The sequence below is a fragment of the Pseudomonas cichorii genome (assembly GCF_019719005.1).
Taxonomy (GTDB): domain Bacteria; phylum Pseudomonadota; class Gammaproteobacteria; order Pseudomonadales; family Pseudomonadaceae; genus Aquipseudomonas; species Aquipseudomonas cichorii_E.
In genome coordinates, this window is record NZ_JAIGPJ010000026.1 from 42,407 (window position 1) to 53,903 (window position 11,497).

Sequence of the window (11,497 nt, forward strand, 5' to 3'; positions counted from 1 at the left end):
ATGCCAACCCTTTTTCAAACTCTCGGTTCGGTCTGAATGTTGCGAAAGCAACCGAAGACGGGGCTGTTGCAGACCGTGTAGAACGGTTTTTACACGGCCTGCGGATGATTCGGCCCCACGATAGGTAAAGCTATGTCGGCGGTACGCATCGGTCCATATACGTTACAGAACGGCTTGATCCTCGCCCCGATGGCGGGTGTCACCGACCAGCCTTTCCGGCAACTGTGCAGAGAACTCGGCGCAGGGCTTGTGGTGTCGGAGATGGTCACCAGTGACATGAGCCTGTGGAACAGTCGCAAATCGCGTCTGCGCATGATCCACGAAGGTGATCCCGAGCCCCGCTCGGTCCAGATCGCCGGTGGCGATCCACAGATGCTCGCTCAGGCAGCGCGGGCCAATGTCGAACTGGGTGCCCAGATCATCGACATCAACATGGGCTGCCCGGCCAAGAAGGTCTGTAACAAGGCCGCAGGTTCGGCGCTTCTGAAAGATGAAAAGCTGGTAAGTGAAATACTGCAGGCCGTGGTGGCCGCAGTCGATGTACCGGTGACCCTGAAGATCCGCACCGGCTGGGACCGCGATAACAAGAACGGCCTTACGGTCGCCAGAATCGCCGAGCAGGCCGGCATACAGGCGCTGGCGGTTCACGGGCGGACCCGTGCAGACCTTTACACCGGTGAAGCCGAGTACGACACCATCGCCGAAATCAAGCAGGCGATGTCGATTCCGGTGTTTGCCAATGGAGACATCGTTTCACCCGAGAAAGCCCGGTACGTGCTGCAGGCCACCGGAGCGGACGGGTTGTTGATTGGCAGGGCCGCCCAGGGGCGACCATGGATTTTTCGTGAAATAGATCACTACCTGCGTACCGGCGAGAAACTGCCGGCGCTGCCGGTGAGTGAAGTGGAACGTATTCTGCTTGAACATCTGACAGCCCTGCACGCCTTCTATGGAGACGTGATGGGCGTGCGTATTGCACGCAAGCATGTCGGTTGGTATCTCGCAACCTTGCCGGGCGCCAGGGAATTTCGCGCCCATTTCAATCGTTTGGAAGATACGGAAGCACAGTGCGCCAACGTCCGGGAGTTCTTGAGCCAAGGCTACAGGGGCCCGGATAACGAGAATAAAGAAGAGGTGGCCGCATGACGATGATGACCGAGACTTTAGTGAGTGGAACAACACCCGTGAGCGACAACGTCAATTTGAAACAGCACCTCAACACGCCGAGCGAAGAGGGCCAGACCCTGCGCGGCAGTGTAGAGAAGGCGCTGCACAATTATTTCGCCCACCTCGAAGGCGCTTCCGTCACTGACGTCTACAACCTGGTGTTGTCGGAAGTCGAGGCTCCGCTTCTCGAAAGCGTGATGAACTACGTCAAGGGCAACCAGACGAAGGCTTCCGAACTGCTGGGGCTCAATCGCGGCACGCTGCGCAAGAAACTCAAGCAGTACGATCTGCTTTAAGCATTATTCAATACAGAAAAGGCGACCCACCTTGCACAGCGGTCGCCTTTTTTTGCTGACTTCCTTTGCTTTTGATGGAAATTGAAATGACCGACCAGACTACCCGCCTGCCGATCCGCCGCGCTTTGATCAGCGTTTCCGACAAGACAGGAATCCTCGAATTCGCACGCGAGCTTGAAGCGCTGGGCGTAGAGATTCTTTCGACTGGCGGTACTTTCAAGCTGCTGCAGGACAACGGTGTTGCAGCCGTGGAAGTAGCCGACTACACCGGTTTTGCCGAGATGATGGATGGCCGGGTCAAGACCCTGCACCCCAAGATCCACGGCGGCATCCTGGGTCGTCGCGGCATCGACGATGCAATCATGAGCGAGCACGGCATCAAGCCGATCGATCTGGTTGCGGTCAACCTCTATCCGTTTGAAGCCACGGTTTCCAAGCCGGGCTGCGACCTGCCGACCGCCATCGAGAACATCGATATCGGCGGCCCGACCATGGTTCGCTCCGCTGCGAAGAACCACAAGGACGTCGCCATCGTGGTCAATGCCAGTGACTACGCTCAGGTCCTGGAAAACCTCAAGGCCGGCGGCCTGACCTACGCTCAGCGTTTCGACCTGATGCTCAAGGCCTTCGAGCACACTGCCGCCTACGACGGCATGATCGCCAACTACCTGGGCAGCGTCGACCAGAGCGCAGAAACCCTCAGCACCGAAGGCCGCAGCCAGTTCCCGCGTACCTTCAACACCCAGTTCGTCAAGGCGCAGGAAATGCGTTACGGCGAGAACCCGCACCAGAGCGCGGCGTTCTACGTTGAAGCCAGGCCTGCCGAAGTCGGCATCGCGACCGCTACCCAGCTGCAAGGCAAGGAACTGTCGTTCAACAACGTGGCCGACACCGATGCTGCACTGGAATGCGTCAAGAGCTTCGTCAAGCCGGCCTGCGTGATCGTCAAGCACGCCAACCCGTGCGGCGTTGCCGTAAGCCCCGAAGGCGGCATTCGCCAGGCCTACGAACTGGCCTACGCCACCGATACCGAATCCGCTTTTGGCGGGATCATCGCCTTCAACCGCGAGCTGGACGCCGAAACCGCCAAGGCCATCGTCGATCGTCAATTCGTCGAAGTCATCATCGCCCCAAGCGTCAGCGTTGAAGCTGCGGCCATCGTCTCCGCCAAAGCCAACGTTCGCCTGCTGACCACCGGTCAATGGGCTGCCGAACGTGGCGCGGCCTGGGACTACAAGCGCGTCAATGGCGGCCTGCTGGTACAAAGCCGCGACATCGGCATGATCACCTCTGCCGACCTCAAGATCGTCACCCAGCGCGCACCGACCGAACACGAAGTACACGACCTGATCTTCGCCTGGAAAGTCGCCAAGTACGTCAAGTCCAACGCCATCGTCTACGCCAAGAACCGCCAGACCATCGGTGTCGGCGCCGGCCAGATGAGCCGCGTTAACTCTGCCCGCATCGCCGCCATCAAGGCCGAGCACGCAGGCCTGCAGGTTCAGGGCGCGGTCATGGCATCCGACGCCTTCTTCCCGTTCCGCGACGGCATCGACAATGCCGCCAAGGCCGGCATCACTGCCGTCATCCAGCCAGGCGGCTCGATGCGCGACAGCGAAGTGATTGCGGCAGCAGACGAAGCGGGTATTGCGATGGTATTCACCGGCATGCGTCATTTCCGCCATTGATTGCAGTTTTGAGCCTAAAGCTGCAAGCGACAAGAAAGAGCGGATTGCACCGTTCTTTCTTGATGCGGCAGTTCCATTTTTCAAAGCCATAAGCTGTAGTTCGAGAGCTGCGCGATCAGCCTTCACTTGCAGCTTGTAGCTTTTCTCCGAAGGAGACTTTCACTTATGAACGTATTGATTATCGGCAGCGGCGGTCGTGAACACGCTCTGGCCTGGAAAGTGGCTCAGGACCCGCGGGTCGAGAAGGTTTTCGTTGCGCCGGGCAACGCCGGTACGGCTATCGAAGCCAAGTGCGAGAACGTCGCCATCGACGTGCTGGCTCTTGAGCAACTGGCCGACTTCGCCGAGAAGAACGTGTCCCTGACCATCGTCGGCCCGGAAGTCCCGCTGGTCGCAGGCGTTGTGGATCTGTTCCGCAGCCGTGGCCTGGACTGCTTCGGCCCGACTGCCGGTGCTGCTCAGCTTGAAGGCTCCAAGGCGTTCACCAAGGACTTCCTGGCTCGCCACAAGATCCCGACCGCCGACTACCAGAACTTCACCGAGATCGAGCCTGCACTGGCTTACTTGCGTGAAAAAGGCGCTCCGATCGTCATCAAGGCTGACGGCCTGGCTGCCGGTAAAGGCGTGATCGTTGCCATGACGCTGGCCGAAGCCGAAGACGCCGTGCGCGACATGCTGGCTGGCAATGCCTTTGGCGAAGCCGGTTCGCGGGTCGTGATCGAAGAATTCCTGGACGGCGAAGAAGCCAGCTTCATCGTGATGGTCGATGGCAAGAATGTTCTGCCAATGGCCACCAGCCAGGACCACAAGCGCGTCGGCGACGGCGACAGCGGTCCGAACACTGGCGGCATGGGTGCTTACTCCCCGGCGCCTGTGGTGACTGCCGAAGTTCACCAGCGCGTCATGGATCTGGTCATCTGGCCAACTGTTCGTGGCATGGCAGAAGAAGGCAACGTTTATACCGGTTTCCTCTATGCTGGTCTGATGATCGACAAGGCAGGCAACCCGAAAGTCATCGAGTTCAACTGCCGCTTCGGCGACCCGGAAACCCAACCGGTCATGCTGCGCCTGCAATCGAGCCTGGTGCTGCTGGTCGAAGCTGCGCTGGCACAGGCACTGGACAAGGTCGAGGCACAGTGGGACCCTCGTCCAAGTCTGGGCATCGTTCTGGCTGCCGGTGGTTACCCTGGCGATTACGCCAAGGGCGCCGCGATCGAAGGTCTGGATGCTGCAGCACAACTGCCGGGCAAGGTCTTCCATGCAGGCACAGCACTCAAGGACGAGCGTGTCGTCACCAGCGGCGGTCGCGTATTGTGCGCAACCGCTCTGGGCGAAACAGTCGGCAAGGCACAGGAAAATGCCTATGCCCTGGCTGCAAGGATTGATTGGGAAGGTTGCTTCTACCGCAAGGACATTGGCTACCGTGCCATTGCCCGTGAGCGTGGTGAGAGTCAGGAGTAAGTCTGCCGGACCAGCCCCTGACAAGGGGGCTGGTCGGTTGCTCCGGCGCTGCGCACTGTTATCAGGCATTCACTCAGGAAGGGATATCACCGTGCGCTGGCTCAGGATTGCCATAGTTTCAACAGCTGGACTACTGTCCTTGCTCTTCATGCTCACGGCCAAGGCCGAGCATGGCGCAGGGTGGTCCACGCTGCTCGACGAACAGGCAAGCCTGCAACTGAACGATATCCGCTCGGCCCGCTACCAGAACCAGTTCAGCCCCATCGACCTTGAACGGGTCACGGCAGCCGACCGCGACAGCGCGTTATGGCTGCACTACCGGGTACCTCCTACCCGACACGAACAACTGATACGCATCTTCGCGCCAGACCTGGCCAGCGGAGACCTGTACATCATCGAAGGCGAAAAGCTGGTCGACCACCTGCGCACCGGCAACGATGTGCCCAAGCAGGATCAGCGACTGCCCTCCAACGATTTCCTGCTCCCCGTACCGCAAAGCGATGTCCCGCTGGACCTGTACCTGCGACTCGTCTCGACCCAGAAACTGCGCCCCAGCATCACGCTGCAACCGGCGATAGCCAGCGCGGCCGACGAGCGCGAACCTTTCCTGTTCGGCCTGCTGTTCGGCGCGCTGATCATGCTGATCATCCAGAACCTCACGCGCTACTGGCACACCAAGTCGCGCAGCAACCTGTGGCTGGCCGCCTGTGAAACCCTGCTGGCATTGAGCGCGTTCCTGCTGCTCAACCTGATCGACATGGCCAAGACCTGGCATATCGCGCAAACGCCGGGGGCCCACGTTGCGCTGTTGCTCGCCGCCGTGGCCGGCCTGTTCTACACCTACTGCTTCTTCGTGCATCGAGGCATCAAGGTACTCGACCGACTGATGCAGGTCGATGCCGTGCTCATGGGCACCGGCGTGCTGCTGGTACTGCTGTTCGACAGCGTGCCACTCAACGTCATGACCTTCCTGCTGGTTTCCCTGACCACGCTGAGCATCCTGACGGTATCGGTCTGGCACTGGCAGAAAGGCTACCGTCCGGCGCGGACGTTCGTGGCCTCGATGATCCTCTTCAACCTCGGTTATCTGGTGATCGTGCCGGGTCTGTTGTGGCTGAGCCTGATCCCGCCGCAATGGCTGATCCTCGCCCTGCTGGGGGTTTTCTGTATCTGCGGCCTGCTGATGAGCATCGCTCTCAACGAACGCTCGCGCAGCATTACCGAGGACAAGTTCAGCCTGAGCCGCGATCAGGCCGCCAGCACGGCGGAAGTCAACGCCAAGGCCGAGTTCCTGGCCAAGATCAGCCACGAAATCCGCACGCCCATGAACGGCGTGCTCGGCATGACCGAACTGCTGCTGGATACCCCGCTTTCGGTCAAGCAGCGCGACTATGTGGAAACCATCCACAGCGCAGGCAACGAACTGCTGACACTGATCAACGAGATCCTTGATATCTCCAAGCTCGAGTCGGGCCAGATCGAACTCGATGACGTGCAATTCGATATCAGCGCCCTGATCGAGGACTGCCTCAACATATTCCGCGCCAAGGCCGAACAGCAGAACGTCGAACTGATCAGCCTGATCCATCCCCAGGTGCCGCGAGTCATCAGTGGCGACCCGACACGTCTGCGCCAGACGCTGCTGAGCCTGCTGGAAAACGCGCTGAAGAAAACCGAGGAAGGCGAAATCCTGCTGGCGGTCGCGCTTGACTCCAAGCCCGGCAAACATCGCGTACGCATCTCGGTGCAGGACAGTGGCATGCCGTTGTCCGCGGAAGAGCGCGATGCATTGATGCACACCGAACTGCACAGCAAGCACTTCCTGACCAGCAACAAGCTCGGTGGCCACTTGGGGCTGGTCATTGCGCGCCGGCTGACAGAGCTGATGGATGGCGAATTCGGTATCCAGAGCGGCCACACTCAGGGCACCACACTCTGGCTGAGCCTGCCACTGGACGCCAAGCTGCTGGAGCAGCCGACCACCGATCTGGACGGCCCGCTCAAGGATGCTCGCGTGCTGGTGGTTGATGACAACGATACCTGCCGCAAAGTGCTGGTGCAGCAGTGCAGCGCCTGGGGCCTGAACGTCAGTGCCGTGCCGTCCGGCAAGGAAGCGCTGGCGTTGCTGCGTACCAAGGCGAACTTGCGCGACTATTTCGATGTGGTACTGCTCGACCAGAACATGCCCGGCATGAGCGGCATGCAACTGGCGGCCAAGATCAAGGAAGACCCGAGCCTCAATCACGACATCCTGCTGATCATGCTCACCGGCATCAGCAATGCACCCAGCAAGATCATCGCCCGCAATGCCGGCATCAAGCGCATTCTGGCCAAACCGGTGGCTGGCTATACGCTCAAGACCACGCTGGCAGACGAACTGACTCAACTGAACAAGGGTGTCGTTCCGCTTTCGTCGCAGCCTGCCTTGAACACGCCGGTCAGCGTGCCCGGCGACTTCCGTATTCTGGTAGCCGAAGACAACACCATCTCGACCAAGGTCATTCGCGGCATGCTCGGCAAACTCAACCTGCGCCCCGACACCGCCAGCAACGGCGAAGAAGCGCTGCGAGCCATGAAGGCACAGCGTTACGACCTGGTGCTCATGGACTGTGAAATGCCAATCCTCGATGGTTTCTCGGCCACCGAGCAACTACGGGCCTGGGAAGTGGGCAACCAGCGGGTGCGGACTCCGGTAGTGGCCCTGACTGCGCACATTCTGACCGAACACAAGGATCGTGCCCGTCAGGCGGGTATGGACGGGCATATGGCAAAACCCATCGAGTTGTCGCAGTTGAGGGAGTTGATCGAATACTGGGTCGAACAGCGCGAGGCAACCCGCACCCTGACGTCCAATGGCAACCTCTACCAGCAGAACTGACGGGCCATGACAAAGCCTTTCCCCAAGTGAGCCAAGACCATGCTTCATGTGCTGTTCAGCGTTTATCTGAAGATGCTGGTGCTCTATAGCCCTTTTTTCGTACTTTCCTGCTTCATCAGCCTGACCCGTGGCCACTCACGCAAGGAGCAGCGGCGTCTGGCCTGGAAAGTCGCGCTGGCGACGCTGATTTCCAGCGTTCTGCTCTATCTGTTCGGCCGGGTGATCTTCGATGTATTCGGCATCACCGTGGATGCCTTCCGGATTGGCGCAGGCAGCGTGCTGTTCATTTCGGCGCTGGGCATGGCGCAAGGCAAATCGGCGGTACAGACCGATAACATCCAGCAGGATGTCACCATCGTCCCGCTGACCATCCCGATCACCGTAGGCCCGGGCACCATCGGTGCGCTGCTGGTCATGGGGGTCAGCCAGCCTCATTGGGATGACAAGCTCACTGCCATCCTGAGTATTGCCCTGGCCAGCTTCAGCGTTGGTGTCGTTCTGTATCTGTCGGACCGAATCGAACGCATCCTCGGTGACCAGGGCTTGCAGATTGTCAGCCGTCTGATGGGGTTGTTCGTCTGCGCCCTGGCAGCGCAAATCATTTTCACCGGAGTCAGAGGGTATCTGGTGCCCTGATACTTCAGAGCGGAATGCGCTTGATACGCTCCGCTCCCCTGTCCTGTAACTCCTTTCGCACACGGTCGCGATTCAAAGCGTATTGGGTATTGTCGAAGACGAAGCCTCCACCCTTGAGCAACAACTTCATTTCATAGTTGAGCGGCCACATGGGAATCTTCGAAATCCATGAATACCAGGGCTTGGGTCTGGTAAGACTGATCATTTGCAGCCCACAGATCACGATATGGATCTGCCCGGACTCACGTTTCTCGCAAGGCACCATCTGAAAGCTTTCGGAGCGCCCCACACTGAACCAGCTGCTGAAGAAAACCTTCGCATGCTCGCTGTTGAACATGTCCTGCAGCGAGGATTTCGCCAGCTCAGCGAGCCGGGGAGAAGTAATACGCGCCACCAGCAGCGCGGCCTGGCTCTGAAAATCCTTGGGCTTCTTGAATACCGCAGACTTTTGGTCAATGACCGATGTGCGTGAAAGCCCGCACGCCACCAGCTTCTGCTGGTAAGCATTGATCCAGCCATCCCAGTTTTTCTTGCGATCAAAAGCCTCGAAAGCACACAGCTCGGCCAGTAACAGGCAATCCTGAATATCCGCCCGCTCCTGCGCATCAAAGCCAGGCAGGAAAGAAACCAGATTATTGGCCATCAACAGAGAGTTTGAACTCATGGTTCATCCTCCCTCAGAGCAACAATCAACTTGTCCCGTCTGGCTCCCATCCTGGCGATCAGATCCTTTCTGAAATAACCGAAACCATGTTCATCCAGCTCGGCTGAGACATGTGCGATCTCCAGCCCCTTCACGCTGCCCAGTTCGGCAAACAACTGCGCAAGCGGCAGCTCACCTGCAGGTGGCGTGCTTTTGAAAGTGAGAATGATCAGGTTGACTACTGGTTCGACATCGACGAACGCCAGTTGCAGGATGACCGAGCAATCCTGCTGGCCTGTTGCGTCCGGCTCCGTGGTCGGTTCAGGGAGCGCCAGAACCGGCAGACAATGCGTCGTTTGCTCCGCCAACAAGGCCGTGGTGGCCTCCGATTCGGTGCCATCCGCAAAGCGTTTCAAGATGCACTCTGCACGCTCGACAAGCGACAAAGACACGCGCCTGGCCAGCTTTTCCCTAGTGTAGGCCCACAGTGAACCTGCGTACTCCAGAGGCGCATCCTGCACTTCGCGGTAAACGATATTGCAGCGAAAGCGGGTCAGCGCATTGAGATAGGTCTGACGCCATTCGACAGGCTCGACAAACTTTTCATGCTTGGCCGAAGCGGCCAACTGGCTATACAGGCTGCAGTCCAGCACATCCGCCATGAATGAAGGGGAAACACCGCTGGAAAAAAAGAACAGGCTGCCTGCATTGATATAACTCTGCTGCATTCCTTTGCACATAAGACGCCCTCACTACGCTCATCAAAAAAAAGCCGCGGCGAACCGCGGCTCAACAACACATCAGATCTCGAATTCAGCCAGGGCAAATCGGGCATTTGCCGTCAGCTTCGCCTCAACCTCACCCTTTACCCGCGCATAATGCTGAGGGTTGAGAACCAGATTGTTCTCGGCACGCTTGATGCGAACAGAAGCATTGTTCCACTCCCAGAACAGCACGTTGGTGATGTCCTGAGACGTGACAAAGTTCACTGCACCCATGGCCATGACCACTTCACCATCACTGGACTCGGCGGCGGATGCGATCGTGAATTTGGCACTCTTGTGGGTTTTGCTTGAGTTCTCGAACAAACGAAGTGGCTTGTCGCTGGACTGCAGAGCCTTGACGGTATCCTTGGCGACCTTGAGCAGCAATACAGAGGTCGGACCTGGCACTGCCATGGCAACGATGGCCGATTCCAGAATCTTCAGTGCTTCCTGCTCCATGGTGAAACGCGTATTGCTGCTTCGATAGTCAGAAAGCTCTTTGGACTGGGAGAACCAGCCGCAGTAACCCAGCACCTTGGTGAAGGTTTCATACCACTGCACGGCATTTTCATTGCTGTCGAGGTACTTCTTGTTGGCGGCCAGCGAAGCGAGCAGAACACTGTCCTTGAGAATCTGTTTGTTCTCTTTCGACATGCCGGAAACGATAGAGACAACGGTATCGCCGGCAACCAGTGCACCAGGATTTTTCTCATCCACTTCCATAAGGCCCAAAGACTTCCGCTTGTTATCGACATGTTCCTGATGACCACAGTCACCCAGGTCACAGTTAGCGATTTCGATTTTGCTTTTTTCAACTACATCAAACATTTTCAAATTCCTTTTCAAGTAAAGTTCATCCGTAAGGGACAATTCAAAGCTACCCCATGCCTTTGCGTTTCTCCATACCGTGCCAAAGCTGAAAACGGCAAAAAGTAGGACCCCGGCAAACAATTAAAAACAAAACAAATAAATACCGCACATACCAAAAACACAAGATAGGCAAAGGGATAGATCGAACGTTATGTTCAAAAAATCTTTTATGTCCGTCACCCTTGAGGAGCCTGGATGACATCCAGGCGTTCCAAAAACCCGATTCATAGATGGAACATTTCTTACAGCTTCTGCCGTAAGCAAATAATTCAGATGTTTATCTGCCGGATATTGAAGTTGCCGACTTCCTTCAAGCGGGCGCGGATACGCTCCCTCTGGGGAGCAAAAGCGGCGCTTGTGAAACCGTAGACACCACCGCCCAGACGCACCACCATCTCGCGCTTGATCCACGAGTCCCCACCACGGCTATCCGAGGTGACAGTGGCGCTGGCATTCAGACCGCAGAGCAGAAGGTGCACCTCCCCGGCAACTTCTTCACAGGGCACGACCTGAAAATTGCCAACCGCCCCAGAACCCGAGCCGTACTGAAAGAAATGCTGCGCATACTGATTGAGCCGAGCCGCCTTGAATGAGCGCCGGGTGAGCTCCAGCAGGTTGCCGACACTTACTGAGCCGGTGATATCGAAACTGATGACATCCAGCTCTTCAGCATCGTTAATCACCATCGGCTGCTTGACGATCTGGCTTTTGAGTTTGCACCCTGAGCGGACGAGGCTGCTGCGGTAATAGTTGAGCCAGCTGGTCCAGAACTCGTTTGGCCGATAACTCTGGGTGGCAAAGAACTCGGCATACAACAGCATATCTGCAATATCCTGCCGCGCCTGCACTGAGACACTGGAAGAGAAGGAAACAATGTTACTGCCCGCGATCAGGGCATTGAAAGTTTGACTTGTCATTATCTACATCCTTATAGAAACAAGGACATGAAACTAGCCAGACTGACACGGTTATACAACAAGAGAAATAGCGGCCTGAGGGAAATTACAAAAACAATAAACAACCACCCGCAGGATTTAAAGAGACTTCTTACGTTTTGCCTTCGCGAATGAATTCGCTCCTACTATTTGTAGGGG

The 11,497-nt window shown here is 57.5% G+C and carries 10 protein-coding genes; 6 read left to right on the forward strand and 4 right to left on the reverse strand.

Annotated elements, in window-relative coordinates; all coding sequences use genetic code 11:
- Window positions 1–132 precede the first annotated feature (132 nt).
- From dusB to K5D32_RS18010, 6 genes are all read left to right on the forward strand, one after another.
- On the forward strand, window positions 133–1,146 hold the full coding sequence (dusB, locus tag K5D32_RS17985; RefSeq protein ID WP_025262143.1) for a tRNA dihydrouridine synthase DusB: 1,014 nt from the start codon (window positions 133–135) through the stop codon (window positions 1,144–1,146).
- Window positions 1,143–1,463, forward strand: a complete 321-nt coding sequence (gene fis, locus K5D32_RS17990) for a DNA-binding transcriptional regulator Fis (RefSeq protein WP_002555375.1) — start codon at window positions 1,143–1,145, stop codon at window positions 1,461–1,463. The genes dusB and fis overlap by 4 nt, the downstream gene beginning before the upstream one ends.
- Window positions 1,464–1,549: 86 nt before the next feature.
- Complete coding sequence (gene purH / locus K5D32_RS17995; protein ID WP_221601300.1) at window positions 1,550–3,151, forward strand: bifunctional phosphoribosylaminoimidazolecarboxamide formyltransferase/IMP cyclohydrolase; 1,602 nt, start codon at window positions 1,550–1,552, stop codon at window positions 3,149–3,151.
- Between the two features lie 165 nt (window positions 3,152–3,316).
- Window positions 3,317–4,612: a phosphoribosylamine--glycine ligase gene (purD, locus tag K5D32_RS18000; protein WP_025262145.1), complete on the forward strand. Its 1,296-nt coding sequence runs from the start codon at window positions 3,317–3,319 to the stop codon at window positions 4,610–4,612.
- A gap of 91 nt (window positions 4,613–4,703) precedes the next feature.
- Window positions 4,704–7,490 carry a hybrid sensor histidine kinase/response regulator gene (locus K5D32_RS18005; RefSeq protein ID WP_221578533.1) on the forward strand — a complete coding sequence of 929 codons (2,787 nt, stop codon included), beginning with the start codon at window positions 4,704–4,706 and terminating at the stop codon, window positions 7,488–7,490.
- Window positions 7,491–7,529: 39 nt separating this feature from the next.
- Window positions 7,530–8,126 carry a MarC family protein gene (locus K5D32_RS18010; protein WP_201005026.1) on the forward strand — a complete coding sequence of 199 codons (597 nt, stop codon included), beginning with the start codon at window positions 7,530–7,532 and terminating at the stop codon, window positions 8,124–8,126.
- Window positions 8,127–8,130: 4 nt separating this feature from the next.
- Here K5D32_RS18010 and K5D32_RS18015 read toward each other — a convergent pair whose 3' ends face one another.
- The 4 genes from K5D32_RS18015 to K5D32_RS18030 all read right to left on the reverse strand — a co-directional run bounded on the left by K5D32_RS18015 (window position 8,131) and on the right by K5D32_RS18030 (window position 11,320).
- Window positions 8,131–8,790 (reverse strand): hypothetical protein, encoded by a 660-nt coding sequence (locus tag K5D32_RS18015; protein ID WP_221601302.1) that lies wholly within the window; start codon window positions 8,788–8,790, stop codon window positions 8,131–8,133.
- On the reverse strand, window positions 8,787–9,497 hold the full coding sequence (locus tag K5D32_RS18020; RefSeq protein ID WP_221601304.1) for a hypothetical protein: 711 nt from the start codon (window positions 9,495–9,497) through the stop codon (window positions 8,787–8,789). The genes K5D32_RS18015 and K5D32_RS18020 overlap by 4 nt, the downstream gene beginning before the upstream one ends.
- Window positions 9,498–9,569: 72 nt before the next feature.
- Window positions 9,570–10,361 carry a hypothetical protein gene (locus K5D32_RS18025; protein WP_221601306.1) on the reverse strand — a complete coding sequence of 264 codons (792 nt, stop codon included), beginning with the start codon at window positions 10,359–10,361 and terminating at the stop codon, window positions 9,570–9,572.
- A gap of 311 nt (window positions 10,362–10,672) precedes the next feature.
- On the reverse strand, window positions 10,673–11,320 hold the full coding sequence (locus K5D32_RS18030; protein WP_221578537.1) for a hypothetical protein: 648 nt from the start codon (window positions 11,318–11,320) through the stop codon (window positions 10,673–10,675).
- Window positions 11,321–11,497 lie beyond the last annotated feature (177 nt).